Source organism: Devosia soli, assembly GCF_000970455.1.
Lineage (GTDB): Bacteria > Pseudomonadota > Alphaproteobacteria > Rhizobiales > Devosiaceae > Devosia > Devosia soli.
In genome coordinates this window covers 311,699-337,536 of sequence record NZ_LAJG01000014.1, presented here as the reverse complement: position 1 = coordinate 337,536, position 25,838 = coordinate 311,699, and the positions used below count along the sequence as shown (strand labels likewise).

General features: G+C 59.8%; 28 protein-coding genes. 20 read left to right on the top strand and 8 right to left on the bottom strand.

Going from position 1 to position 25,838, the window contains the following annotated elements; translation table 11 throughout:
• Positions 1 to 13: 13 nt before the first annotated feature.
• From VW35_RS05740 to VW35_RS05730, 3 genes are all read right to left on the bottom strand, one after another.
• Positions 14 to 1,270 (bottom strand): alpha/beta hydrolase family protein, encoded by a 1,257-nt coding sequence (locus VW35_RS05740; RefSeq protein WP_052951525.1) that lies wholly within the window; start codon positions 1,268 to 1,270, stop codon positions 14 to 16.
• A gap of 86 nt (positions 1,271 to 1,356) precedes the next feature.
• Complete coding sequence (locus tag VW35_RS05735) at positions 1,357 to 1,596, bottom strand: YdeI/OmpD-associated family protein (RefSeq protein WP_046142031.1); 240 nt, start codon at positions 1,594 to 1,596, stop codon at positions 1,357 to 1,359.
• On the bottom strand, positions 1,593 to 2,009 hold the full coding sequence (locus VW35_RS05730; RefSeq protein ID WP_244465834.1) for a RidA family protein: 417 nt from the start codon (positions 2,007 to 2,009) through the stop codon (positions 1,593 to 1,595). Before VW35_RS05730 ends, VW35_RS05735 begins: the two co-directional genes overlap by 4 nt.
• Positions 2,010 to 2,134: 125 nt before the next feature.
• Here VW35_RS05730 and VW35_RS05725 point away from each other — a divergent pair, with 125 nt between their 5' ends.
• The 8 genes from VW35_RS05725 to hflC all read left to right on the top strand — a co-directional run bounded on the left by VW35_RS05725 (position 2,135) and on the right by hflC (position 8,294).
• Positions 2,135 to 2,707: a DUF1003 domain-containing protein gene (locus tag VW35_RS05725; protein WP_046142529.1), complete on the top strand. Its 573-nt coding sequence runs from the start codon at positions 2,135 to 2,137 to the stop codon at positions 2,705 to 2,707.
• A 9-nt stretch (positions 2,708 to 2,716) separates the two neighbouring features.
• Complete coding sequence (locus VW35_RS05720) at positions 2,717 to 3,511, top strand: thymidylate synthase (protein WP_046142030.1); 795 nt, start codon at positions 2,717 to 2,719, stop codon at positions 3,509 to 3,511.
• Entirely contained in the window at positions 3,508 to 3,837 is a 330-nt protein-coding gene (locus VW35_RS05715) for a nucleoside triphosphate pyrophosphohydrolase family protein (protein ID WP_046142029.1), read from the top strand. Before VW35_RS05720 ends, VW35_RS05715 begins: the two co-directional genes overlap by 4 nt.
• Before the next feature lie 74 nt (positions 3,838 to 3,911).
• Entirely contained in the window at positions 3,912 to 4,919 is a 1,008-nt protein-coding gene (locus VW35_RS05710; protein ID WP_046142028.1) for a DUF4424 domain-containing protein, read from the top strand.
• A gap of 38 nt (positions 4,920 to 4,957) precedes the next feature.
• Complete coding sequence (locus VW35_RS05705; RefSeq protein WP_425283746.1) at positions 4,958 to 5,446, top strand: GNAT family N-acetyltransferase; 489 nt, start codon at positions 4,958 to 4,960, stop codon at positions 5,444 to 5,446.
• Positions 5,443 to 5,967 carry a dihydrofolate reductase gene (locus tag VW35_RS05700; RefSeq protein ID WP_046142027.1) on the top strand — a complete coding sequence of 175 codons (525 nt, stop codon included), beginning with the start codon at positions 5,443 to 5,445 and terminating at the stop codon, positions 5,965 to 5,967. Before VW35_RS05705 ends, VW35_RS05700 begins: the two co-directional genes overlap by 4 nt.
• A 63-nt stretch (positions 5,968 to 6,030) precedes the next feature.
• Positions 6,031 to 7,167, top strand: a complete 1,137-nt coding sequence (gene hflK, locus VW35_RS05695; RefSeq protein WP_046142026.1) for an FtsH protease activity modulator HflK — start codon at positions 6,031 to 6,033, stop codon at positions 7,165 to 7,167.
• A gap of 2 nt (positions 7,168 to 7,169) precedes the next feature.
• Positions 7,170 to 8,294: a protease modulator HflC gene (hflC, locus tag VW35_RS05690; protein ID WP_083982468.1), complete on the top strand. Its 1,125-nt coding sequence runs from the start codon at positions 7,170 to 7,172 to the stop codon at positions 8,292 to 8,294.
• 93 nt (positions 8,295 to 8,387) lie between these two features.
• On the opposite strand, the gene serB is transcribed toward hflC, so the two are convergent.
• Positions 8,388 to 9,260 carry a phosphoserine phosphatase SerB gene (gene serB / locus VW35_RS05685; protein WP_046142025.1) on the bottom strand — a complete coding sequence of 291 codons (873 nt, stop codon included), beginning with the start codon at positions 9,258 to 9,260 and terminating at the stop codon, positions 8,388 to 8,390.
• 27 nt (positions 9,261 to 9,287) lie between these two features.
• Between serB and miaA the strand changes: the two genes are divergently transcribed.
• Positions 9,288 to 10,184, top strand: a complete 897-nt coding sequence (gene miaA, locus VW35_RS05680; protein WP_046142024.1) for a tRNA (adenosine(37)-N6)-dimethylallyltransferase MiaA — start codon at positions 9,288 to 9,290, stop codon at positions 10,182 to 10,184.
• Here the strand turns inward: miaA and VW35_RS05675 are convergent.
• Positions 10,181 to 11,602 (bottom strand): MATE family efflux transporter, encoded by a 1,422-nt coding sequence (locus tag VW35_RS05675; RefSeq protein ID WP_046142023.1) that lies wholly within the window; start codon positions 11,600 to 11,602, stop codon positions 10,181 to 10,183. The genes miaA and VW35_RS05675 overlap by 4 nt on opposite strands.
• Before the next feature lie 67 nt (positions 11,603 to 11,669).
• Between VW35_RS05675 and VW35_RS05670 the strand changes: the two genes are divergently transcribed.
• The 7 genes from VW35_RS05670 to VW35_RS05640 all read left to right on the top strand — a co-directional run bounded on the left by VW35_RS05670 (position 11,670) and on the right by VW35_RS05640 (position 18,949).
• Entirely contained in the window at positions 11,670 to 12,035 is a 366-nt protein-coding gene (locus tag VW35_RS05670) for a DUF423 domain-containing protein (protein WP_046142022.1), read from the top strand.
• Between the two features lie 79 nt (positions 12,036 to 12,114).
• The gene (locus tag VW35_RS05665; protein ID WP_046142021.1) at positions 12,115 to 12,390 is read left to right on the top strand and encodes a glycine zipper domain-containing protein; all 276 of its coding nucleotides are present in this window, start codon (positions 12,115 to 12,117) and stop codon (positions 12,388 to 12,390) included.
• Between the two features lie 391 nt (positions 12,391 to 12,781).
• The gene (locus VW35_RS05660; RefSeq protein ID WP_046142020.1) at positions 12,782 to 14,551 is read left to right on the top strand and encodes an acetolactate synthase 3 large subunit; all 1,770 of its coding nucleotides are present in this window, start codon (positions 12,782 to 12,784) and stop codon (positions 14,549 to 14,551) included.
• A 23-nt stretch (positions 14,552 to 14,574) separates the two neighbouring features.
• Positions 14,575 to 15,129, top strand: coding sequence for an acetolactate synthase small subunit (ilvN, locus tag VW35_RS05655; RefSeq protein WP_046142019.1), 555 nt, complete (start codon positions 14,575 to 14,577; stop codon positions 15,127 to 15,129).
• 157 nt (positions 15,130 to 15,286) lie between these two features.
• Positions 15,287 to 16,033 (top strand): pyridoxine 5'-phosphate synthase, encoded by a 747-nt coding sequence (locus VW35_RS05650; protein ID WP_046142018.1) that lies wholly within the window; start codon positions 15,287 to 15,289, stop codon positions 16,031 to 16,033.
• Between the two features lie 233 nt (positions 16,034 to 16,266).
• Positions 16,267 to 16,851 (top strand): NADPH-dependent FMN reductase, encoded by a 585-nt coding sequence (locus tag VW35_RS05645; protein WP_046142017.1) that lies wholly within the window; start codon positions 16,267 to 16,269, stop codon positions 16,849 to 16,851.
• Between the two features lie 175 nt (positions 16,852 to 17,026).
• Positions 17,027 to 18,949 carry a potassium transporter Kup gene (locus VW35_RS05640; RefSeq protein ID WP_046142016.1) on the top strand — a complete coding sequence of 641 codons (1,923 nt, stop codon included), beginning with the start codon at positions 17,027 to 17,029 and terminating at the stop codon, positions 18,947 to 18,949.
• A gap of 37 nt (positions 18,950 to 18,986) precedes the next feature.
• Here VW35_RS05640 and VW35_RS05635 read toward each other — a convergent pair whose 3' ends face one another.
• Together VW35_RS05635 and VW35_RS05630 are read right to left on the bottom strand one after the other, a co-directional pair.
• Entirely contained in the window at positions 18,987 to 19,406 is a 420-nt protein-coding gene (locus VW35_RS05635) for a hypothetical protein (RefSeq protein ID WP_052951524.1), read from the bottom strand.
• Positions 19,407 to 19,555: 149 nt separating this feature from the next.
• Positions 19,556 to 20,683: an NADH:flavin oxidoreductase/NADH oxidase gene (locus VW35_RS05630; protein ID WP_046142015.1), complete on the bottom strand. Its 1,128-nt coding sequence runs from the start codon at positions 20,681 to 20,683 to the stop codon at positions 19,556 to 19,558.
• Positions 20,684 to 20,882: 199 nt separating this feature from the next.
• On the opposite strand from VW35_RS05630, the gene VW35_RS05625 reads away from it, so the two are divergent.
• Positions 20,883 to 21,785: a hypothetical protein gene (locus tag VW35_RS05625; RefSeq protein ID WP_046142014.1), complete on the top strand. Its 903-nt coding sequence runs from the start codon at positions 20,883 to 20,885 to the stop codon at positions 21,783 to 21,785.
• Entirely contained in the window at positions 21,786 to 22,670 is an 885-nt protein-coding gene (locus VW35_RS05620; protein WP_046142013.1) for an alpha/beta hydrolase family protein, read from the top strand.
• Positions 22,671 to 22,676: 6 nt separating this feature from the next.
• Here the strand turns inward: VW35_RS05620 and VW35_RS05615 are convergent, their stop codons facing one another.
• The gene (locus tag VW35_RS05615; protein WP_046142012.1) at positions 22,677 to 23,702 is read right to left on the bottom strand and encodes a LacI family DNA-binding transcriptional regulator; all 1,026 of its coding nucleotides are present in this window, start codon (positions 23,700 to 23,702) and stop codon (positions 22,677 to 22,679) included.
• A gap of 145 nt (positions 23,703 to 23,847) precedes the next feature.
• On the opposite strand from VW35_RS05615, the gene VW35_RS05610 reads away from it, so the two are divergent.
• Both VW35_RS05610 and VW35_RS05605 read left to right on the top strand, forming a co-directional pair.
• Positions 23,848 to 24,882 (top strand): Gfo/Idh/MocA family protein, encoded by a 1,035-nt coding sequence (locus VW35_RS05610; protein ID WP_152662495.1) that lies wholly within the window; start codon positions 23,848 to 23,850, stop codon positions 24,880 to 24,882.
• Between the two features lie 11 nt (positions 24,883 to 24,893).
• Complete coding sequence (locus VW35_RS05605) at positions 24,894 to 25,790, top strand: sugar phosphate isomerase/epimerase family protein (RefSeq protein ID WP_046142010.1); 897 nt, start codon at positions 24,894 to 24,896, stop codon at positions 25,788 to 25,790.
• Positions 25,791 to 25,838: the final 48 nt, after the last annotated feature.

Here is a 25,838-nt window from a genome sequence, read left to right as displayed (position 1 = left end):
CCATGCAGCGCTGCTATTGCGGCGCGAGATGCTCAAAGACGAGGCCGCGTGTCGTGCGCTCGCCGAAACCAGCCCAAATCCGATCTCCTGCCATCCCGCTCCAGTCGTCAGACCCTACGGTCAGATAGGGCGCCATATCGCCATCACCCTTGAGATAAAGTCCAAGGAAAGCCGTTACAAAATGCTGCGCGACGTTGTTCATGCGGGCATTTGACCAGACAAAATCGGCATAGTGCTCGTAGGGGCTGCCTGGACCGCCAGTCGTTGCTTCGTCCGGTGGAGGCATGGGGGCTGCTGCGTTATGGCCAGCGCCTTGAAAGCTGAGGAGATAGCGGTCCGAATTGACCGCGCCTTTGAAGATACGGCGAATACCATTTTGATAGTCGGACACTTCATCGAGCGTTCCGCCCATCATCAGGAGTGGCATCCTTATGCCAGCCAAACCGACGTCGTCCCAAAGTCCGATCTGGCCACCCCAGGGCGCAATGGCAACCACTGCCTTTAGCCGCGGATCGCGACTATCCGCGAAAGCTTCGCTACCGGCCAACAGCGGTGCAAAGGCTTCATTGGGTGCCAGGCCCGTGGTCAACGATGCATCCGAGAGGCCCCCACCAGCGCTTATAACCGCGCCGTAGCCACCCATTGAATAGCCGATAACAGCGCTGCGGTCGGCATCGACAAGACCGAATAGGAATTGGTTCTGCTTCGCCGACAGAGCGGCGATGCTATCGAGCACGAAAAGCTGATCCGCCGAGCGATTGGCGAGCGTGCTGGCAAAGCCAAGCTTGTTTTCGTAGGTGCTTTCGAAGTGGTCGATGCTGGCAACGACATAGCCTTTGCTTGCCAGGTTCTCGCCGAAATGCGCGATGAGAAAGCGATTTCCCGGATAGCCGTGAGACAGGATGACGAGCGGATAGGGGCCTTGGGTGCGATCCGGAGCGGCGTCGCGCACTGCGCGACCGTGCAAGATAATCTTTAAGTCGCTATTGGCCATCTGAACGTCCGGATAATCGCCGCCCGCTGTCTCACCCTCCAGATCGGCGGGATACCAAACCTCGATCTTCAGCGGCCGGTCGTATCTTGCGCCATCTCCGGTCAACACATCGGCCTGGTTTTTGTGGACGAATGTCAACGTGCGCACGCCAACGGCGTTGGGCCCAAGCGCTGCGAGGGCTGGAGCATCCGGACGCAAGATGTCGATACGGTTTCCGTCAGCCAAAACGGTTCCTCCCAGAGTAATCAGAAGCGCCGCGGTCAGAATCCATTTCATGCCTGCCTCCCTCTTTCCTCAAGGGTATTCTGCCGAAACCAAATGACAAGCTTCTCGCGGAATTACCTGTCGCCTCGCTTGTGGGCTCAGCCTTTCCAATCCATGCGCATATAGACGTGACCATCCTCAAGTTCGTCGAGCATCTGCTCTAGCCGCTTCTGCCTAGTGTCCTCCTGCTTGGCTTTGTTGATCCAGAGGAGGTAATCGTTTCGCTGGTAAGGCGGACGCGCCTCGTATTTTCCGCGCAGTCCGCGCGATTCGAGCGCTGCGGCAACAAAGTCGGGCATGTCCTCGCGCTTGCGCAGCGGTCGCAATTGCGGGCTCATGGCAAAACGGCCTGCGCTTCGATCTCGATGAGGAAGTCAGGGTTAGCCAGGCCCGCGACGCGCAGCGCTGTGACTGTGGGCGGATTCGGTCGCCCGCCCCAGACCTTCATCCATTCTGCAAACGCTGCACCAAGATCGATGTCGGCCCTCATGATGATGGTTGTTTTGACGAGGTTTTCGAGTCCCGCGCCTGCGGCCTCGAGAACTTTCTGGAGATTGGAAAGTGCCAGCGCGGTCTGCTGCGCTACATCGCCCTTATGCATCACCTCACCCTTTTCGTTGACGCTGTTCTGGCCGCCGATGATCAGAATTCGGGCGCTCGCCGGAATGATAATGCCCTGCGAAAAGACGGGGCTGTGATACATCCCGGCTGGCTGTACAAATTCGACTTTCATGTCGATCTCCTCTGGCATCGCTTCATCATCGGCACCTGCTACTGACAACCGCAGTCAGCATTCCGGCCGGTATTCCGTTACCGGAAACAGCTGGCTGAAATTACGCTAGGATGGCGCTCCCCGAGCGCTGTTGCGAGTCCAATATGACCACAGACAAGTCTGCAAAGCTGATTCACATTGCCGAAACTTTTCTGGGCAAGACGGCCTCGACGCTGACTGCCGCGGAGCGCGCCGCGCTTGAAAAAGCGGTCGGCCGGCGGACGTTGGCGCGCGATCCCGCCGCTGCATTCGACGACCGACTGACATTTGGCCAGAAGCTTGCCGACGGCGTTGCCGCTTTTGGCGGCTCTTGGACCTTCATAGCCGGCTTCGGCATTTTTCTCCTGCTCTGGACAGGCCTCAATATTGCGCTGATGTCGCGGGCTTTCGATCCGTACCCCTTCATCTTCCTCAACCTCATGCTGTCCATGCTCGCCGCCATACAGGCGCCGGTGATCATGATGAGCCAGAACCGCCAGGCAGCAAAGGATCGCGAGGTCTCGGCCCATGACTATGAGGTTAATCTCAAGGCAGAGATCGAGATCATGGCGCTCCACGAAAAGCTCGATCAGATGCGCAATGCCGAGATGCACGAGCTTATCGAAAAGCAGCAGCAGCAAATCGAGCTGTTGACGAAGCTCGTCGAGGGGCATCTCAAGACGGCGGAATCGAAGTAGAGTAGGGCTATGCAGCCCTATCTCAAACTCATCTCCGACATTCTCGAAACCGGCACCGACAAGTCCGACCGCACCGGCACGGGTACACGGAGCCTTTTCGGCTACCAGATGCGCTTCGATCTTTCGAAGGGCTTTCCGCTGGTCACTACGAAAAAGCTGCACCTGAAATCCATCGTCTATGAACTGCTCTGGTTCATCCGCGGCGAGACCAACGTGCGCTGGCTGCAGGAGCACGACGTCAAAATCTGGGACGAGTGGGCCGACGAAAATGGTGATCTCGGCCCCGTCTACGGCTCGCAGTGGCGCTCATGGCCCGCGCCCGATGGCCGCCATATTGACCAGCTCGCCAATGTCGTCGAATCGATCCGCACCAAGCCTGACAGCCGTCGCCACATCGTCAGTGCGTGGAATCCTGCCGAGGTGGATGAGATGGCGTTGCCGCCGTGCCATTGCCTTTTCCAGTTCTATGTCGCCAACGGCAAGCTGAGCTGCCAGCTCTATCAACGCTCTGCAGACACCTTCCTCGGCGTCCCGTTCAATATCGCTTCCTACGCGCTCCTGACCCACATGATGGCGCAGGTGACCGGAATGGAAGTCGGCGACTTTGTTCATTCCTTCGGCGATGTGCACCTTTACAGCAATCACTTCGACCAGGCGCGCCTGCAACTGACCCGCGAACCGCGGCCCTTGCCCAAGCTCGTCATGAACCCTGAACGCAAGCGCCTTGAGGACTTTGTCTACGAGGATTTCGTCTTCGAAGGCTACGATCCGCATCCGCATATCAAGGCTGATGTTGCGGTATGACCCGCACGCTTGCCGATCTCACAGCACTCGTTGCCACCGTCTCCGACATGTACGAGGCAGAAACGGGCGTCCGGCGCGATGACGATTGGTATGCGCTCAAGATGCAGGAAGAACTGGGTGAACTGATCGCCGAACACCTGCGCCTGACCGGGCGGGGGCGGCGAAAGAACCTCAGCGATTCCGAAATCCGCGATGCGCGTAGCGACGAAGCCGCTGACCTTCTGGCGTTCCTTTTGCTTTACGCGCGCCGCAACGGCATCGATCTCGACGCAGCGCTCGAGCAAAAATGGTTCTCCTATCTTCGCCCGGCTTCGGAAAGCGGCTAGAACGATCAGGTTTATGTTGCGAAGAGCCTGCGCGGCGCGAAGCACCAAAGATCCTTTGGGGACGAGGAGGGGACATGCGTTCGATCGGTATTGCGCTTGCGCTATGCGCGCTGAGCCTGCCCTCTGTGGCCAATGACACCACGGCTGTCATCACCACGGGCGGCTTGGAGTTCGTCACCCACGGCGAAATCGCCATGGAGAGCGAGGAACTTTTCATCTCCAAGGAAGAAATACGCGTCGTCTATCATTTCCGAAATGACGGCACCGAGGATCACAACATCCTCGTCGCCTTCCCGATGCCGGACATTCATCCAGACTTTTATTCGCCCGTGTCTTATCCCACCGGTCCCGCCGACAATCTTTTCGTGTTCGAGACGACGTTTAACGGTGAGCCGGTAGATGCCGAGCTGCACGAATATGCTTTTGCCGCGGGAGTGGACCGTACCAAGCTCGTGCGTCAGCTCCGGCTGCCGATAGCGTCCTTCACCGAGGCTGCGTCAAAGGCGACCGATGCGCTAGACGAAGAAACCATTGCAGAGCTGCTGCATCTCGGCTTGGTCACTCCTGACGAATACGACGCTGGCAATGGGTGGGAAAAGCACTATTACCCCGCTTGGACCTATCGTGCAGCCTATACCTGGGAAGCAACATTTCCGGCCGGGAAAACCGTAACCGTTGAACATCGCTATAAGCCAAGCGTAGGCGGCACGGTCGGGGTAGCGTTTCTCTCCGAGCCTTATGAGCGTTACGACCCTGCAGCTGAATATCGCGAAAAATATTGCACCGACGATGCCTTCGTCGCGGCGGTCAAAAAAACCCTGACAAACCCTGAAGAGCCATGGTCGGCGCCGTTCTTTGAGACCTGGCTTTCCTATATCCTGACCACGGGTGGGAACTGGGCCGGCGGCGGCATCGAGAAATTCCGTCTCGTTGTCGACAAGGGGAGTCCGGACAATCTCGTGTCTTTCTGCGGCGATGGCATCAAGAAAATCGGGCCGACAACCTTCGAGATGGTCAAGACCGATTTCTGGCCCAAGGAAGAACTCAACATCCTTATTCTCGAACGCCACACCCAGAACTGAACGCTCACGGAGACGCCCGCCTGGGCGGGCCTGATGCCTTGATCAAACCTGTACTCAATATCCGCAGCGCCGTCGCGAGCGACGCTGCGCTGATCCTCAAATTCGTCCAGGACCTGGCCGAGTACGAAAGGCTCCTGCATGAGGTGCAGGCGACCGAAACAGACATCGTGCGCGATCTTTTCGGTGCCGATCCGAAGGTCTTCTGCGAGATAGCGGAGTGGGACGCCCAGCCGGTTGGCTTTGCGCTCTGGTTTTACACCTATTCGACCTTCCAGGGACGTCATGGCATCTGGCTCGAGGACCTTTATGTCGATCCGGCCATCCGCGGCAAAGGCATCGGCAAGGCGCTGCTGGTCAGCCTCGCCCAGCGCTGCGTTCGTGAACGGCTTGGGCGTTTCGAGTGGTGGGTGCTCGACTGGAACGAGCCCTCGATCAAATTCTACGAGAGCCAGGGTGGCGTCATGCAGGACGAATGGACCAAGGTACGCATCGATGGGGAGGCGCTCGAAGCGCTAGGCACATCATGAGCATACGCCGCTCTCTCATCGCGGCGGTGGCGCGCAATGGCGTGATCGGCCGCGATGGCGATATCCCGTGGCGTATTCCATCTGACTTCGCCTGGTTCAAGGCGACCACCATGGGCAAGCCCATGATCATGGGCCGCAAGCAGTTCGAGACCTTTCCCAAACCCTTGCCCGGCCGGCCCCATATCGTCGTTACCCGCCAAGAGCAATATGCGCCCGCTGGCGTCGATGTGGTTCACGATATTGAAGCGGCTTTCGCCTTGGCGGAATCTCAGGCGAGAACCCTCGACACCGATGAAATCATGGTCATCGGCGGGGGCGACATTTACGCGCAGGCGCTTGCTTTTGCCGACCGGCTTTACATCACTCATGTCGATCTGGAACCCCAAGGAAACATAGTGTTCCCGGCGATTGACCCGGAAATCTGGGCTGTTGTCGACGAGCCGCAGGTTGTTCCGTCTGAAAAGGACGCCGCGTCCTATGCGATCAAAGTCTACGAAAGACGGGCCGAGGCCACGCATTGATCGTTCTTCTGCCTTGCCTATATATGTTTCCAACTAGAATGCGCAGGAACCGAAAGGAACGAGATGCCTTGGGAGAATAACGGAGGCGGAGGTGGCCGCAATAATGGCGGTCCCTGGGGCCAGGCACCCGGTGGAGGTGGCGGCGGCCCGCGCCGTCCAGGTGGAAACACTCCCAACCTCGAAGACATTCTCAATCGTGGCCGCGATCAGTTTCGCGGCGGCGTGCCCGGCGGCCGCTGGGCCATTGTCGGCGGCGTGATCGCGCTGTTGGCCTTCTGGGGTATAAATTCGGTTTATACGATCAACTCGAGTGAAGTCGGCGTCGAACTGCGCTTCGGCGCGCCTAAGCCCGAACTGTCCGGGGAAGGCCTTCACTTCCTCATCTGGCCGATCGAGACGGTCGAGCGCGTTCCGCTTACCCTTAATCAGACCCAAATCGGCACGGCCAATGGCAATGCTACGCCCACGTCGAACCGCCCTCAGGCGAGCAATTCTACCGCCAGCGAAGGCATGATGCTCTCGGGCGACCAGAATATCGTCAACGTGCAGTTCTCTGTTTTCTGGGCCATCAACGACCCCATCGCTTATCTCTTCAATGTCCGCGATCAGGAATCGATGATCCGCTACGCCGCCGAGAGCGCCATGCGTGAAGTCGTCGGCCGCCGTCCGGCTCAGGAAGTCTATAGCGATGACCGCGCCGGCATTCAGCAGGAAGTCCTTGCCATCATCCGCAACGTTGCCGAAAGCTATGGCCTTGGCGTGGACGTTTCGCAGGTGCTGATCGAAAACGCCGGTCCGCCGGCCGAAGTCATCGACGCCTTCAACGAAGTGCAGCGTGCCCGACAAGACGAAACACGGCTCCAGGAAGAAGCTCGCTCTTATGCCAACACGCTCCTCGGCGATGCCCGTGGTCGTGCTGCCGCCCAGCGTGAAGATGCCGCCGCCTACACCAACCGCGTAGTGCAGGAAGCAACCGGTGAAGCCGAGCGCTTCAACGCCGTCTATGCCGAATATGTCAACGCGCCCGAAGTGACACGTCAGCGTCTCTATCTCGAAACCATGGAAGAAGTGCTCGGCGGCTCCGAAAAGGTCCTGCTCGAAAACGGCGCCAATGGTTCCGGCGTCGTGCCTTACCTGCCGTTGCCTGAGCTGCGCTCGCGCACAACGACGACCACGCCGAACACCACGACGGGGAACTGATCATGACGAACCGCCTCTTTATCATCGGTGCCGTCATCATCGCGGCCCTCTACGTCCTCTTCTCCTCGATCTACGTGGTCGATGAGCGTGAGCAGGCCATCGTCACGCGCTTTGGCCAGATTACCGACATCCGCACCGAGCCGGGCGTCTATTTCAAGATCCCGACCGATTTCGTCGATCGTGTGCAGCTCGTCGAAGACCGGCTGCTGCGCTACGATATCGCCAATATGCGCGTTCAGGTTTCGGGCAACGCCTTCTATCAGGTCGATGCCTTCCTGACCTACCGCATTGCGGACGCTCGTCTCTTCCGTCAGCGTGCTACTGGCCAGCTTTCGGTGGTTGAGGATCGTATCGGCGCCAACCTCGACTCGGCCCTTCGCCAGGTCTATGCGGCCCGCGAGTTCAACGCGGCTCTCTCGGACCAGCGCGCTCAGATGATGCAGGAAACCCGTGACCTTATCCGTCCGGACCTTGCCGAAATCGGCGTCGACGTCGTCGACGTGCGTATCCTCAGGACCGACCTCGATGCCGACGTTTCCGCTACGACCTTCGAGCGTATGCGCGCCGAACGTCTCGCCGAAGCAGCTCTCCTCCGCGCTCGCGGTGAAGAACAGGCCCAGAGCCTTCGCGCTATTGCCGATCGTCAGGCCGTTGAAATCGTCGCCGCGGCAACGCGTGACGCCGAAATCATCCGCGGTCAGGGCGATGCCGAACGCAACCGCATCTTCGCGGCGGCCTATGGCCAGGATCCGGAATTCTTCGAGTTCTACCGCTCGATGGAATCCTATCGCACGGCACTGGCCAATACTGGCACCACCATGGTCCTCTCCCCCGATAGCGCCTTCTTCCGCTATTTCGGTTCGAGCGGCGAACTCCCGCCGGCCAACACCAACTTCTCGACGCCAATCGCGCCGCAGCCGGTTCCCGAAAGCGCCACTCCAAGCACCGAACCGGCTCTCGATGGCCTCGGAATCGAGGAGTCGGTGACGCCGCCGGCGGTGACGCTTGAAGACGGGTCGGAGCTGACACCGACCATCGGCACGGAAGCACCGGCGCCCGTCGAAGTTCCGGCAACCCCAGCGCCGGATCCGGCGGTCACGACGACGGCTCCTGCTACCGCGCAGTAAGCGGAAAAGCAAAAGCCCGGCAGAATTGCCGGGCTTTTTGCTTGAGGTACGGTTTAGCGCTCGACCAAACTAAGCTTGGCGCCTCAAGGATGCCTACCGGACGAAGTCCTCGTCGGCATAGCCTTGCAGATAGAGCAGGGCGGTTAGATCCCCATGATCCACCCGATATCCTGCCGTCGCGGCAACGGCGGGCTTGGCGTGGAGCGCGACGCCAAATCCGGCAATCGTGATCATGTCCAGATCGTTGGCGCCATCGCCGACAGCGATAGTCTGATCGAGACTGACGCCACGCTCGGCTGACAGGGTCTCGAGCCGCTCCCGCTTGGTGTTCTTGTCAACGATCGGCTTTTGCACAGTGCCGGTTAGCTGATCGCCATCGAACAGCAGGACATTAGCGATGGCTTCGTCAAAGCCGATCCGCTTGGCAAAATAGTCCGCAAAGAAAGTGAAGCCGCCCGACACAAGCGATGTATAAGCGCCAAAAGCCTTCATCGTATGGACAAGCACTCTGCCGCCCGGCGTCAGCGTGATGGCTTCGCGGCGAACGGCCTCGATAGTGGCGCGCTCGAGACCTTTTAGGAGTGCGACGCGCGTGTCGAGCGCCTGAGCGAAATCGAGTTCGCCGCGCATGGCGCGCTCGGTTATTTCAGCCACCTGCGGCTTGAGATCGAGCGCTGCCGCCAGTTCGTCGATGCATTCCTGCTCGATCATGGTTGAGTCCATGTCGGCAATGAGCAGCAGCTTGCGGCGGCCTTCGGTGGGAACGAGATTGGCATCGACCCGGCGGGTGCCGATGATTTCGCGCGCGATGCTCAGCGCCTCTGGCGCCTTGGGCTCGATGATGTCGCACGCGACCTGATGCGTCAGCCAGTTGAGTTCTCCGCCTGTTTGCTGCACGACTGCCGCGGCGAGCGAGACGTCGAGATCGGAATCGGCGGGATTGGCGATGAGGCTGAGAACCGGCATGGCGAAAGAGACTTTCGGGAGACTAGGGTGACGCGCCAGAGAAGCGCCGTCCTGATAGCGGGTCCTACTGCCAGCGGCAAGTCGAGCATGGCGCTGGCGCGCGCCCGTGATCGCGGTAGCGTCATCATCAACGCCGATTCCATGCAGGTGTATGACACCCTCCGTATCGTCACTGCCCGGCCATCAGCGGACGATGAAGCGCAGGCCGATCATCGCCTTTACGGTACGGTTCCAGCCAACCAGCGATTTTCGACGGGCCAGTGGCTCAATGCGGTCAAGGAAATCCTGGACACGCTCGACCCAGCCAGGGAGGCCATTTTCGTCGGCGGGACGGGGCTTTACTTCGATGCGCTCACAAAAGGATTCGCTGACGTTCCCGAGATTGCGCCAGAGCTGACGCTGCAGGTCGAGGCCGAAATCAAGCTGCTCGATGAGGCAGAACGCATGCGCCTGCTCCTGGCGGAAGATCCAGCGACAGCGCATCGTCTCAAGGTGGCCGATCCGCAGCGCGTCATCCGCGCGCTGGCGGTGAAACGTGCCACAGGCAAGCCGCTTTCAGCCTTCCAGGACGATCTGCAAAAAGGCCTGGTCGAAGATTGGGCGGTCGAGCGATATGTCCTAGCGCCTGATCGCGACGTTCTGCGTGAACGCATTGCGCTACGCTTTGAAGCGATGTTTGCCGGTGGGGCTGTCGAGGAGGTGCGAGCCTTGCGGGCGCAGAATCTGGATCCGTCCTTGCCAGTCATGAAAGCAATTGGGGTCCGCGAAATCGGCGATTGGCTCGATGGCGTCATGGAGCGGCAGGAGGCAATAGCGCTCGCGACCATCGCAACCCAACAATATGCCAAACGCCAGCGCACCTGGTTTCGCAATCGCATGGGCGAATGGCCACGGCTTGGCCTCGGCGGAACGCGTCCGACTTAAGCCGGGCGCATGCCGTTGAGCAAATTCAGGCGCTCACGCATGGCAAAACGCGTCACGAGCACGACGGCGACGAAGGCAAGGCCGGCTGCTAGCCCGATCCAGATACCGACGCCGCGCATGTTCGCCACAAAGCCGAGCACATAGGCGATTGGCAGCCCGACCATCCAATAGCCCACGATCGCGAGCAGCATCGGCACCTTCGTGTCGCTCAGTCCTCGCAAGGAATGGGCGGCTACGACCTGCGCGCCGTCCACAAGCTGGAAAATGCCGGCGACGACAAGAAAGGATGCTGCCAGCGTCAGGGAATTGGCATTGGCCTCGACATGTGGGTCGAGGAATACCGTTACGATGTGCGGCCCGAACGTCAGGAAGGAGATACAGGAAAAAGTCATGAATGCTGTGCCCATCACGAATGATGTCCACCCGGCCTTGCGTACGCCCTCCACGTCGCCGCGGCCATAGGCCATGCCGACGCGAACTGTGGCGGCAATACCCAGACCGAGCGGCACCATGAAGGCGATGGAGGCGCATTGCAGCGCTATGGCATGGGCCGCAACCTCATCGGTGCCGAGGCGGCCCATGAGCAGCGCGGCAGCGGTGAACATGCCGACCTCGGCCAGGACCGTGAGGCCTATGGGTGTGCCAATCCGGAAAATCTCGCGAAAGCGCGGCCAATCCGGCTTCCAGAACCTGAGGAGCACATGGAAGCGCTTCAAGCGCCGGTGGCGAATGACATAAAGCACCATCGCGAGCAACATGAAGACGTTGGTGAGCGTGGTCGCGATGGCAGCGCCGCGCAATTCGAGCCGCGGGAAGCCAAAGTGTCCGAAGATCAGGACATAGGCGGTCAGCGCGTTGATCAGCACACCGAAGACGGTAATGACAAGGATTGCGCGTGTGGCGTCGAAGGCGGACAAAAGCGAGCGAAACGCAATGATGCCCAAGGCCGGGAAAAGCGACCAAGCAGCGATCTGAATAAACTGATCGGCCAGCTCGGTGGCTGCTGGATCCTGACCCAACGCCTGATAGATCGGTTTGATCTGCAGGACGATCGGCACGAGCGCGGCGGCGAGCGCTATTGCTGCCCAGCACCCTTGGCGCACGATGCGCCGAACAGCCTTGATATCGCGTGAGCCTCGGGCTTGCGCGACCAGTGGCGCCACAGCGCCGACAACGCCGATGCCGCCCACAAGAAATGGCATCAGGAACGTGGTGGCCAGAGTGCCGGCCGCGAGGTAGGTCGAACCCAACCAGCCCAGGAGAATAACGTCGGTCGTGTGCAGGGCGTTTTGCGCCAGCTGGGCGATGACCAATGGCCATGCGAGCGCAAAGGTGGCCCTAAACTCACTTGCCCAGCTTGAAGACGGTCCGTCGATCTTGCCCGCCGCCTGCAGCGACGAAGCGGCATTTTCATTCATTTGTCTTTCCCACACACGCCTGCATGCTCTAGTCGAAAGCCATGGCGCATGGAAGACGGAGACGAAGATGCCAATTTGGATGCGGCGGCTGTTGATCGCGGCTGGTGGGGTTTTGGGCGCCATTGGCGTTGGTACGGCGGCAATGGCCTCGCATGGCGAGGATGTTCGCAACCTTACGGCGATATCGGCAATGGCGCTCGCCCATGCGCCGGTTCTATTGCTGCTTGCCCTGGCTGGCCGGGGCAGGGTGATAACCATTGCTGGATTGGTTCTGGCTGGCGGCTGCGGCGTGTTCGTCGCCGATCTGGCCATGCGCCAGTGGCTCAGCTCTTCACTCTTTCCGGGCGCGGCACCAATCGGTGGTGGAGCATTAATTCTCGGCTGGGTTGGGATTGCGCTTTCGGCCGCTTCTAAAAATTTGGTTCACGATTGATTCAAACTTTCTTGAAGACGGCCGGAACCAACGAATTGCCGAAGCATTAAGTGTCCGATCAGTTTCCTCGGAGGTTCCCATGCATAAGTTCCTGATTATTGCCGCCGCAGCACTCTCGATGACCGCCTGCACCACCACTCAGCAGGGCGCTACGGTTGGCGCTCTTGGCGGTGCCGTTGTTGGTGCTGCCGCTACTGGCGGTAGTCTCGTTGGGACCGCTGTGGGTGCCGGCATCGGTGGCGTCGTTGGCGCTGCTGCTGGTGATGTTCTCGGCCGTGTGGAAGGCACCAATGATCGCTGCGTCTACCAGCGCCCGAACGGTACCCGCTACGTCGATACCTGCCCGCAGGGCTAAGTTTCGCAGAGGCGGTTCTCGTCCCAGAGCCGCCATTGTGGTGCACAAGATGCCCAGTCGGAGCCCCCACCGACTGGGCATCTTGTCGTCTGCACCCACCAATAGGTAAGGCGATCGCCTTTATGCTTGCGGAATGCGAGCCTTGACAGTTCCGCTCAAATGCCCCTATCAACTCGTATATGATTTTTAGGAGAGGTCCCGTGCGGGCACTCATTCTCGTAGTACGATGGCGCATCGGCAACGTGGGGTAAGTCCCCGCGCGATAGCTGGTGCGCCGAACACAGGTCCCGAAAGGGGCCTTTTTTATTGCCTTTTTTCCGCAAAAGCGGTTTTAAGGCGTCAAGGAACGTAACGCCCGGTACGCTAGGGCTCGAGGAGTAGGAAAGCGCAAATGGCCGAGAAAATGACCGGCGCGGAAATGGTGATCCAGGCGCTTGCGGATCAAGGTGTTGAACATATCTTCGGCTATCCCGGCGGCGCCGCCCTGCCGATCTACGACGCGATGTTCCAGCAGGATTTCGTCCAGCATATCCTGGTTCGCCACGAGCAGGGCGCAACCCACATGGCCGAAGGCTATGCCCGTTCGACCGGCAAGCCCGGCGTCGTGCTGGTGACTTCCGGCCCGGGGGCGACCAATGCCGTGACCGGCCTTACCGACGCGCTGATGGATTCCATTCCTCTGGTTTGCATCACCGCTCAGGTTCCGACCACGCTGATCGGTACCGACGGGTTCCAGGAGTGCGATACCGTCGGCATCACCCGATCCTGCACCAAGCACAATTATCTGGTGAAGGACATAAAGGATCTGCCGCGCGTGCTGCACGAGGCCTTCCACATCGCGACAACCGGCCGTCCTGGTCCGGTGGTCGTCGACATTCCGAAGGACATTCAGTTCGCGGTGGGCGAATATTACAAGCCCGAAAGCGAGACGTTGCGTCACGCCTCGTACCGTCCGCGGGTGGACGGCGACGTCAAGGCGATCGAAGCGGCCGTCGATCTGATGCTCAAGGCCGAGCGGCCAATTTTCTATACCGGCGGCGGTGTCATCAATGCCGGCCCAGAGGCCTCCGAAAACCTTCGCGAGTTGGCAGAGCTCACCGGGTTTCCGGTCACGTCGACCCTGATGGGCCTGGGCGCGTTTCCGGCTTCGAACCCGCAGTGGATGGGCATGCTTGGCATGCACGGCACCTACGAAGCCAATCTCGCGATGCATGACTGCGACGTGATGATCAATATCGGCGCACGATTTGACGATCGTATCACCGGGCGTGTGGATGCATTCTCGCCCAATAGCCGCAAAATCCATGTCGATATCGATCCATCCTCGATCAATAAGATCGTGCGGGTCGATATTCCGATCGTCGGCGACTGCAACCGGGTGCTTGAGGAGATGATCCGCATCTGGCGCAGCAAGACCAACCAGCCGCGCACGGAAGCGATCGCGCCCTGGTGGAAGCAGATCGAAACGTGGCGCGCGGTTGGATCGCTCAACTTCAAGAACTCCGACACGGTCATCAAGCCCCAGTGGGCTATCCAGCGGCTTTATGAAGCGACGAAGAAGCAGCAGAAAGATGTGTTCATCACGACCGAAGTCGGCCAGCACCAGATGTGGGCTGCCCAGCATTTCCACTTCGACAAGCCCAACCGCTGGATGACCTCCGGAGGTCTCGGCACGATGGGCTATGGCCTTCCGGCCGCGGTCGGTGTGCAGGTTGCTCATCCCGATGCTCTGGTGATCGATATTGCCGGTGAAGCCTCGGTGCAGATGACAATGCAGGAACTCTCGACGGCGGTGCAATATCGCCTGCCGATCAAGATCTTCATTCTTAACAACGAGCGCATGGGCATGGTCCGGCAGTGGCAGGATCTGCTGCATGGCTCGCGTTACGCCCATTCCTATTCGGAATCGCTGCCTGATTTCGTCAAGCTCGCCGAAGCCTATGGTGGCAAAGGTATCCGGTGCGAAAATCCGGCAGAGCTCGATGCCGCGATTGCCGAAATGCTCGATTATGACGGCCCGGTGCTCTTCGACGTGATCGTCGAAAAAGACGAGAACTGCCTGCCGATGATCCCATCGGGCAAGCCGCACAACGAGATCATTCTGCCCGACACTGCCAATATCGGGTCGATCATCGACGAGAAGGGACGCGCGCTGGTCTAGGCCGGATGCGGAGGATTTTTGATATGAACGCACATCTCCAGCCGACAGGCTCGGCATACTTCTTGACGCAAGAGACCCAACAAACCGAGCGTCACACCCTTTCCGTTCTCGTTGATAACGAGCCGGGCATTCTCGCCCGGGTCGTAGGGCTCTTTTCGGCGCGCGGCTACAATATCGAAAGCTTGACTGTCAGCGAAACCGAGCATGGCCGGCGACTTAGCCGAATTACCGTAGTGGTGATCGCGACGCCCAAGACGCTCGTGCAGATCAAGCTTCAGCTTGAGCGGCTGGTCCCGGTGCATCGCGTGCATGACCTGACCGCTGAAGGCAATTACGTCGAACGCGAGCTGGCGCTGATCAAAGTGAAGGGCACGGGTGATCACCGCGCCGAAACCTTGCGCTTAGCCGATGCCTTCCGCGCCCATATCATCGACGCGACAGTCGAAAGCTTCGTGTTTGAAGTGACCGGCAAGCCGGACAAGATCGACAGCTTCATCGCGCTGATGACGCCGCTTGGGCTAGTCGAAGTCGTGCGTACGGGCCTCGCCGCCATTGGCCGCGGTGCTGAAGGGATGTGATCGCAAAACGCCGCGGCACATTGCGGCGGCGTTTATCCTTCCCGTTTTGTCCGAATTTGTCTTCGGTCACAAAATCTGATCGGGGGCATCAAAAAGGTTGGCTTGGGCGAAGAGCTCGGTCTGGTGTAAGGCAAAGTCAATCATTCGGGACCTTGCCATGACCTTGCTTTCCGTCAATCTCAATGCCGTCGCCCAGTTGCGCAACCGCCGGGACTTGCCCTGGCCAAGTGTTACCGGCCTAGCCCGCGTTGTGCTCGACGTTGGCGCGAGCGGCATTACGGTTCATCCGCGGCCTGACGAGCGCCATATCCGCCGCGCGGACGTTTATGACCTCAGTGCACTGCTCCGTTCCGACTATCCGGATGCCGAATTTAACATCGAAGGCTATCCCAGTGAGGATTTCCTGGGATTAATCGAAGAGGTCAATCCGCAGCAGGTTACCCTCGTCCCAGACGATCCCAACCAGGCAACATCGGACCACGGCTGGGACTTTGCGGGGAAGGGTAATTTCCTGACGTCAGTCGTGCAGCTCCTGAAGCGCCCGGATCGGCGTATTTCGCTCTTTTGCGATCCCGATGCAGGCGAATCTGGTGTCTTGGCCGCTAAGGCCACCGGCGCAGATCGGATCGAGCTGTTCACCGGTCCTTATGGCGCTTGTTACGACGACCCCAAAAGAGCTTCGGAGGAATTGGCGAAGCTGGCTAAAACCTGCTCAGCCGCGATGGCCATTGGCCTCGGCGTGAATGCTGGGCATGATCTCACCCTTGAGAATCTGCCTGCCTTCCAGCACGCGGTCAAAGGCGTTGCTGAGGCATCCATTGGCCACGGTATTACTGCGGACGCTCTCATCTTTGGCTTTAAGGAAGCCACGCGACTTTACATAGCCGCTCTCGCCGACAACTAAGCAAGATTGTATCGTCTTTTCGAACGGTATGTCGGTGCGGCGGAGACATAGCTTGCACGCGGACGATGCATCTCGCAAAAAATCACAAAAAGCTCATATTTTGTCGATGCTTACATAAATGTGACTGGGTGACTTCTATGTCCCCGGATCACACCATGGTGCCCTCTTGAGGAAACGTTCGGCAGGCACATATTACGCCTCAGTTACGTTTTGTTACCAAGGAGGGCATTCCAATGTCCAAGCTCAAGATCGGCGTCATCATTTCGTCCACCCGTCCCACCCGCTTTGGCGATGTCCCCGCCAAGTGGATCCTCGAAAAGGCCAACGAGCGCCCGGAAATCGAGGCTGAGCTGGTCGACCTCCGCGATTTCGACCTGCCGTTTTTTGACGAAATGGCGTCAAACGCCTGGATGCCGTCGCAGAACCCGGAAGCTGTCCGCTGGCAGAAGAAGATTGGTGAATTCCACGGCTTCATCTTCGTTGTCGCCGAGTACAACCGTGCCATCACCGGTGCGCTGAAGAACGCTCTCGACCAGGCTTATGTCGAGTGGAACAAGAAGGCTTTCGGTGCTGTCGGCTATGGCACTGTCGGCGCTGCTCGCGCTATCGAAAATCTCCGCACCATCGGTGTCGAACTCCAGATGGTGTCGACCCGCTCGGCCGTTCACATCGGTGGCGGTGACTTCTTCGCCGTGCACCCGCTTGGTCAGCAGAACAAGCCGATGTCCGATATCGAGCCTTCGATCGGTGCTTCGACCAAGGATATGCTCGATCAGCTGATCTGGTGGGGCAATGCCACCAAGGCCGCTCGCGGCTAAGCTGCGGCGTCAAAAAATCAACGAGGACCTCCAAGTCTCGTTTGCCTTGCAGGGGTTGTGCCGAAAGGTGCGACCCCTGCATGCCTTTGGAGTTCGGTAACTCTAATGGTGTTGTGTGTGTGGATGGGCGGGTGTATAGCGGCGCCCGCCCTTAACAGCGAGAGCCCCAAAGCTCATGACGCATGCGGACACGACCGGCCATGAAGCCGGTGTCGAATCGACCCACCAGGTCGACCACGCAAAGCACAATCTACCCATTCTCACACTCGGTGCGATTGGCGTCGTCTATGGGGACATCGGTACCAGCCCGATCTATGCGTTCCGCCAGGCGATGCAAGTGCGGCCCGGCGCTGCTGCATCGAACATAGAAGTCCTCGGGCTTCTCTCGCTGATCGTCTGGGCGTTGACCCTCACGGTGACGGTCAAGTACGTGTTTTTCGTGACCCGCGCCGACAACAATGGCGAAGGTGGTACGCTTTCGCTGATGGCGCTTGCGCGAAAGACCTTTACCAATCCGCCAATCTGGATCACGGCCCTCGGCGTCCTGGGGGCCGCGCTTTTTTACGGCGATGCCATAATCACGCCGGCGATTTCCGTGCTGTCGGCCGTTGAAGGTATAGAGCTGGTTCAGCCGGGGATGACGCGCTGGGTCGTGCCGATCACGCTCGTCATCATTCTTGGCATTTTTGCCGTGCAGAGGTTTGGCACGGCAAAGGTCTCGATCGTTTTTGGGCCGGTGACAGCCGTCTGGTTCCTGACCCTCGGGATCGCCGGTGTGACCAACATCGTCCAGAATCCGGAAGTCCTGTGGGCGCTTAACCCATTACTGGGATTGCAATTTTTGGTGACGCATATCGGCATCGCCTTTGTGGTCGTCGGGGCAATCTTTCTCGCCGTAACGGGTGCCGAAGCACTGTATGTCGACCTAGGACATTTTGGTCGAAAGCCGATTGTGCTGGCTTGGTTTGGCCTCGTGTTTCCGTGTTTGCTGCTCAACTATTTCGGGCAGGGCGCCTATGTAATTGGGCATGGGGTCGACAATGTAGCGAGCCCGTTTTTCGAGATGGTGCCGGAGTGGGGCCTGTTGCCTTTCGTGGCCTTGGCGACTTTGGCGACCATCATTGCCAGCCAGGCGGTGATCACAGGAACCTATAGCCTCACCCAGCAAGCGATCGCGCTCAACATGCTGCCACGCATGGTGGTCCACCACACCTCCGCCACGCAGAGCGGTCAGATCTATATGCCGCAAATCAACACCATGCTGATGATCGGCGTCCTGGTTCTCGTTGCGGCGTTCAGGAGTTCTGAAGCGTTGTCAAACGCTTACGGTATCGCCGTGTCTGGCGTGATGATCGTAACGCTATCACTGCTGGTTGTCGTGATGTGGCGCAATTGGAAGTGGAATCCGATCGTCGTCGTTACCTTCGGCATCGTCTATGTCTGCATCGACGGCGGCTTTTTCGCGTCCAACGTGTCCAAACTTTTTCAAGGCGGCTGGGTGCCGGCGGCGGTGGCGCTGGTGGTGGCGATGTTGATGTGGAGTTGGATGGCGGGGCGGCGGCGGTTGGCGGAGAAGACGCGGCGGGATGAGGTTCCGCTGCAGTTTCTGGTCGATAACCTAGCCAAGAAGAAGCCGACAACGGTGCCGGGGACGGCTGTTTTCCTGACCAGCGACATCGAGGGAGCTCCTACTGCGCTGTTGCATTCTCTCAAGCATTACAAGGTGTTACACGAGCAGAATGTCATCTTGACGGTTCGAACCTCGACGTCGCCGCGTGTGCCGGACGATGAGAAGGTGACGATCGACGCTTACAACGAACTCTTCTTCCGCGTCGTCGTGACCTTTGGCTATATGGAAAGTCCAAATATTCCCAAAGCATTGGCGCTGGCGCGCAAGTTGGGCTGGAAGTTCGATATTATGTCGACGTCGTTCTTTCTGTCGCGTCGCTCTCTCAAGATTGGCAACAAGAGCGGCATGCTGCGGTTCTGGCAGGATCGGGCCTTCGTTCGACTGGCGCGTAACGCCAGCGATGCCACCGAATATTTCCACATTCCCACCGGGCGCGTGGTCGAGATCGGCACACAAGTGGTGCTTTAGGGTAGCATTCCGTTACCATTGACGCCGCGCTAGTAATCTAGCGCGGCATTTCCGGGCAAAGGTAAGGAACTTCGGCCGGCACGAACCGCTGTTCGACGTCTTCACTCACGAGATGCAGCGTGAGAACGAGTTCGCTCGGCGAGACACTGACGATGTCGGCATTGATGGTCATGCCGTCTTCGTCCCAGGAGATTGCAGTGTCGGACACCTGCTGCCACTTGGAGAGGCGGTAGGTTTCCCAGCAGCTGTCGGTGACGAGCGTGCCGTCGGCGAGGAAGATCTGGGCGGCGCCGGGGCTCGCCGTATCGCCCTGCTGGATCCAGACGCGGTTGAGGAGCGGATTGTCGGCGTCGCCTTCGTCTTCGATGGCGGTTTCTTCGGCCTGAGCGGGCAAGCACGCTGCAGTGCCGACTCCCCAAACGCTCATAAGCGCGATGATGGCGGCTTTGGTATCCATTGGTTCTTCCCTCTCGATGACGTGAACGTGGGTACTGGCGTCGTCAAGCTCAAGGGTGTTGTCGCCGTGCGGCGAAATTTCGATGGAGCGGTGAAATAGTTGCGGCGGCAGCGTGGTGCTGCCGCCGCAACTATTTCCGTCGATTAACTTCAGGAGGCCTGGAGCCCAAGGACGCGATCGTGTTCGGACACGCGGCGAGCCTGGACCGGCCAGAGGGAATAGTCCTTGCTGCCAAGCTGGCGCTGGGCGTGGACGGGCCAATTGGGGTCGTTCAGGGCACCGCGGGCAAGGGCGATGAAATCGGCGTCGCCCTTAGCGAGGATGTCGTTTGCCGATTCGACATCGCCAAGCAGGCCCACCGCCATGGTTGGGATATCGGCGCCTTTTTTGACAGCGCTGGCAAAGGGCACCTGATATCCGGCCGAGGCTGAGATGCGGCCCTGGGCGAAGCCGCCGCTCGAACAGTCGATGGCATCAACGCCGCGCGCCTTCAATTCGCGCGCGAGTACGATGCTGTCCTCGACCGTCCAACCCCCTTGGGCATTGTCGCTGACCGAAAGGCGGACGAGGAGGGGCTTTTGTGCCGGCCAGGCTGCGCGCACGGCTTCGGTCACTTCCAAAACAAGCCGCATGCGGTTTTCGAGCGAGCCGCCATATTCGTCGGTTCGGTGATTGGCGAGGGGGGACAGGAACTGATTAAGCAGATATCCGTGCGCGGCGTGGATTTCGACCGTGTCGAAACCAGCCTTTTCCGCGCGCCTCGTGGCCGCGACAAATCCGTCGATGACATGCTTGATGCCGGCCTTATCGAGTGCGGTCGGCACCTGGAAGGTGGGGTCATCGGGGTTGTTGGATTCGGCCGAGGGAGCGACCGGTTGCCAGTGCTCATAGCCGGCAGCGCGGCGCTGTTCTTCGGTGGCGAGATCCTCGGGCTTACGCCATGACACAGGCGTCGATGCCTTGCGGCCCGCATGGGCCAACTGGATGCCTGCAGCGGCGCCCTGGCTATGGATGAAATCGACGATCCGGGCGAGCGGGGCAATCTGCTCGTCTTTCCAAAGGCCCAGGTCACCATAAGAAATGCGGCCCTCGGCCACGACACCCGTGGCTTCGAAAATTACGAGGCCAAAACCGCCTATGGCAAAGCGCGACAGGTGAGCGAAGTGCCAATCGTTGGCAAAGCCGTCGATGGCGGAATATTGGCACATCGGCGCGACCACGGTGCGGTTTCGCAAGGTGAGATCCCGCAGGGCGATGGGTGAAAAAAGGTCAGTCATGAAATTCTCTCGAAGGGCGTCGCTATATGCGGCATTGCCGGATAAATGCACCTCGGCGTCTTCATCGGCAAGTGCCGATGAACGGTTTTGTGTAACGGCATTGCAGCAATGCGGGCATGTGGTGGCTCGGTGAAATGGCCGCGGAGATGGGCAGAATCGCTCAATTGCACTAGCGTCGGACCGGGCACGGGAGGACAGAATGAAGGTTACTTTAGACCTCGATGCGCTTCTGGCTGCCGGCAAGATCACGCCGGAAGAGGCAGAGCGCCTCAAGGGTTTTGCTGCGGCGGATACGGGTGCGCTCGGCGCCAATATCCTTTTCGCCTTGGGTGCAACGGCTGTTGCCGGCGGCATTGCGGCATTGCTGCCGACGCTCGAGACGCTGGCGGCTTTAGGGGCGGTGCTGTTTGCCGGGGGGCTTTTTGTCCGGCTGCGCGCTCTGCCACGAATGCAGCTTTTCGCTCAGATCATCATGACCATCGGCGCTTTGGCGCTGTGCTGCGGTATCGGCGGGCTTTACGGCGATAATCCGCTGGCGCGCGTCGGGCTGACACTGGGCCTGGCTGCGGCCGCGACCGTCGCGCGGTCGGGCCTTCTCGCTGCCTTGGCGGTGGTGGGCTTTTCAACGGTCCTGGCTTTTAACGACGTGCCGTGGCCGCCGAACCACATGATGGTCACCGTAATCGTCGGGCTTTGTGCGCTGATCCTTGCGCTCTATTTGCTTTCGTTGCGGCTTAAGCCTGCAGACGAGGGGCTCGCGATCGTTGCGATGCGGACGGCGATCGTGCTCGTAAACGGCGCTTTTTTTCTCGGGTCGATCTTCGGCGATGACAGCGCCGGAATCAGTTCCGCCTGGTTCTCGATCATCTGGGCCGTGGCGATGCTGGCGTTCGGCGCATGGGCTGTTGCGGCGAACAGGCGCTGGGTGGTCAATAGCGTCGCCGTTTTCGCAGCCATTCACTTTTTCACCCAGTGGTTTGCCATCCTCGGCACACAACCCCTGTCGATCCTCGGTGGCGGCGTGTTGCTGATCGTCTTTGGCCTGGCACTGGCGCGTTTCAACAATTGGGTCGGTGATCGTCCCGCAAAGAGTAGGGCGTAGATGGCGTTTTCCGCGAAACGATTTAGCGAGCTTCTCGGCTTCGAGGAGCGCATGGCCGTCTGCACAAGCATGGAAGAGGAGACGCACGGCGACTATGTCATCGAGCATTTGCGACTGCGGATCGGCGACAAGGATGTGCGTGGAATTCTGACGCGTCCTGCCGAAGCCAAGGGGGCTTTGCCTGCTATCCTTTACGGGCATTCCCATGGCGGCGGTTATTCGATCGGCGCGCGGGAATTGCTCGATGGGCGCGAATATCTGGTTGGGCCGCTCGGGCCGCTCTTTGCGCGGGCGGGTTACGTCACGCTTTGCATCGATATGCCGATCTTTGGCGAACGCGCCATTGTGAGCGAGAGCGCTGCAGCCAAGGCCTTGCTCTGGCATGGCAAATCGCTGTTCGGGGAAATGCTGTCCGATCATGGCGCGGCGCTGACCTACCTTGCCGGGCGTGACGACGTCGACGCCAGCCGCATTGGGGCGTTTGGGCTTTCGATGGGCTGTGTGCTGAGCTATTGGCTCGCGGCGCTCGATGATCGGATTGCCGCCGTCGCGCATCTCTGCTGCTTTGCCGATTTCAGAACCATGATCGAACTCGGTGCGCATGACGGGCACGGGATTTATCTGACCGTGCCGGGCCTGTTGCGCGAAGCGGATGGCGGGACGATTGCAGCTTTGATCGCGCCACGTCCGCAACTCATTTGCGTTGGCGAGGCCGATCATTTGAGCCCGCCACTGGCGGTACAGCGCGCCTGGGCAGAGTTGGAGCCGGCTTATGCAGGTGCTCCAGGTAAGCTGGAACTTTTGAGCGAACCGGGCGTGGGCCACGAGGAGACCCCTCGGATGCGCGAGGCAGTATTGGCGTTTTTTGGGAAATGGTTGGGGTAAGCGGTCTTAAGCGCCGTCACTCTCGCCTGGCACCAATTCCATCGGCCAAATCCGTTGGGTTCGGCCCAAGGGATAGGCCTCGGCATAAGCCGGCATCGTGGCCAGCAGGGCTTCGCCGATAGCGGCGCCCAGGCCTGTGAGGGAGAGGCGGAAGCAGGTGAGCCGGGGCGACATGTAGCGGGAGACGGGGTTCTCGCGGAAGCCGATGACGGCGAGGTCGCGCCCAGCCTGAAGGCCGGCTTCGCCGAGCTGGCGGTAAAGGCCCAGGGCGAGGAGCTCGTAATTGAGAATGACGGCGCTCGGGCGCTCCTTCATGGCGAGGAGTTCGTGGCCCAGCTGATAGCCGCCGAGTTCCGAAGAGGGCACGCGCACCACCAATGCCGGATCGAAGGCAAGGCCATGGCGGGCGAGGGCGGCCTTATAGCCATCGAGGAAGATGAAGCCGAGATTGATGTCGTTGCTGGGCACGGCAATGGCGATGCGGCTGTGACCGGCTGAAACGAGGCGGTCGACCGCGCGGCGGGCGGCACCATCAAAATCGAGATCGATCCACGGATAATCGCCGGGCGTGTTCGACCGGCCGAGCGTGATGAAAGGTATGCGCATCTTGGTGAGCATATCGATGCGCGCGTCCTTGCGGTGCGTCGCGGAAATGATGAGGCCATCGACAAGACGCCGGGCCATCATGCGCTGGAGATAGACCGCCGGGTCTTCGCCTGTCGGGCAGGGCAGGACGACCAGATCGAGATGATGGCGGGCGAGCACGGACTGGACGCCATCGAAGACGCCCATGAAGAAGTTGTCGTTGCCGCCGTTGGCATCTGCGCCCAATTCGATCATGAAGCCGATGGCATTGGTATTGCCCTGGCGCAGGCTGCGGCCCGCCTGATTGGGCACATAACCCATGGCGGCTGCGGCTTCCAGCACGCGCTGGCGCGTCTCGGGGCTCACATCAGCCCGGCCGTTGAGGGCGCGCGAGACCGTGCCGATCGAAATGTCGAGCTCCTGTGCGAGCCGTCTGATGCCCTTCACTTGGCCCCCCAGAGAAATTTCCAGAAACGTTTACGGCAATGTCTTGACACGAAATCGTTCGCGATTGTAGCGTCGTAAACGTTTACGGCAACACTTGCAGAATGCCCCATAAGGGGCTCGCCGATTGTTGCAGGGGAGAGGATCTTTGCAGTTTACGGCCGTTCTCGCGGGTTGCGGAGCCATGTCCAAAGGATGGCTCAACGCATTGACCGAGCACCCCTTGCTTAAAGGGCGCGTGCGCATTGTCGGGCTTGTCGATCTCGACCGGAAGGTGGCCGAGGCTCGGGCAGCGGAATTTGCTCTCTCCGATGTGGTGATCGGTAGCGATCTCGATACGGTTCTCACCGAGACCAAGCCAGGCCTGCTGTTCGACGTCGTCGTGCCTAATGCCCGGCCGGCGCTGGTGTCGACGGGGTTGCGCCATGGCTGTCACGTATTGACGGAAAAGCCGATGGCGCCGACGCTTGAAAGCGCGCGGCAGATGGTGGCCGAGGCGAAGGCGGCCGGGAAAATCCATGCCGTGGTACAAAACCGGCGCTATGTGCCGGGCGTGCGGCGCATTCGACAGCTGATCGAGAGCGGGGCGCTTGGCCAGCTGACGTCGATCAATTGCGATTTCTTTGTTGGCGCGCATTTCGGCGGTTTCCGCGAGCAGATGGAAAACGTGCTGCTGCTCGATATGGCGATCCATACGCTCGACGCAGCGCGGTTCATGGCCGGCACGGCGCCAAAGGCGGTCTATTGCCTCGAGGTCAATCCGCCGGGCTCCTGGTATGCCCATGGGGCGGCGGCCAATGCGATCTTCGAATTCGAAGACGATATCGTCTTCAACTATCGCGGCAGCTGGAGCGCCGAGGGCGCCAATACGAGCTGGGAAGCCTCCTGGCGGATCGTCGGCACCAAGGGTACGCTGCTCTGGGACGGTTTTGACCGGTTCGAAGCGCACCAGGTGGTGGGCACCGAAGGCTTCTTCCGCGACTTGCAGCCGCTCGACATTCCCGAAATGCCGGATGCGTCGAAGACCGAGGGGCATGCCAGCGTCATTGCCGATTTCCTCGACGCCATCGAGGCCGGGGCTGCGCCGGAAACGGTGGGCAGCGACAACATAAGCAGCCTCGCCATGGTCTTTGGGGCCATCGAAAGCGCGCGGCTCAAACAACGTGTTCAGATTTCAGCTTAAGGTTTTCGTTCGTGTCCAACCCCGCCAAATCCATCCGCATCGGCACCATGATCCAATCCACGGAGGGGAAGGCGCCGGAGAATATCGCAAAAATCGCCGACCTGGGCTTTGAGAGCTTTGAGCCATTCTTCTGGCAGACGACCAACGGCCAGGACTTGGCCGAATTGGGCAAGCGCTGTCTCGATGCGATCGGCGATCGCGACATCACCATCTCGACCATCGGCATGTTCGGCAATCCGCTGGAAGACCAGGAGATGGATCAGCAAACGCTCGAAGGCTGGAAGCAGTGTATCGACAATGCGCACCACTTTGGGGCGACGTGCGTTGCCGGATTTACCGGGCGTATTCGTAACAAGGTGCTTACCGATAGCCTGCCGCGCTACAAGGAAGTGTGGAGCGAACTGGCCAAGCGCGCGGCGGACAAGGGCGTCAAGATCGCCTTCGAAAACTGCGCCATGGACGGGAATTGGGCGAGCGGCGACTGGAACATCGCGCACAATCCCGATGCGTGGGAGCTGATGTTCAATGAGACGCCGGACGACAATATCGGGCTCGAATGGGAGCCGTGCCATCAGATGGTCTATCTGATCGACCCGATGCCGCAGATCCGGAAATGGGCGCACAAGTTCTTCCACGTGCACGGCAAGGACGCGACGATCCGCTGGGAGGTCATCAAGGAGCATGGCGTCTTCGGCAAGGAAAAGTTCGTGTTCATGCGCACACCGGGTTTTGGCGATAGCAACTGGACCGATGTGATCTCGGAATTGCGGCTCGCGGGATACCAGGGCTCGATCGATATCGAGGGCTGGCATGACCCGGTTTATCGCGGCGAGCTTGAGATGACGGGGCAGGTGCACGCGCTCAATTATCTCAAGGCGAGCCGGGGTGGAGAATTTGTCGCAGGATAAGTCATACTTAACTTGACGTGGGCAAGAAAAACGTTTTCTCTGCATTGA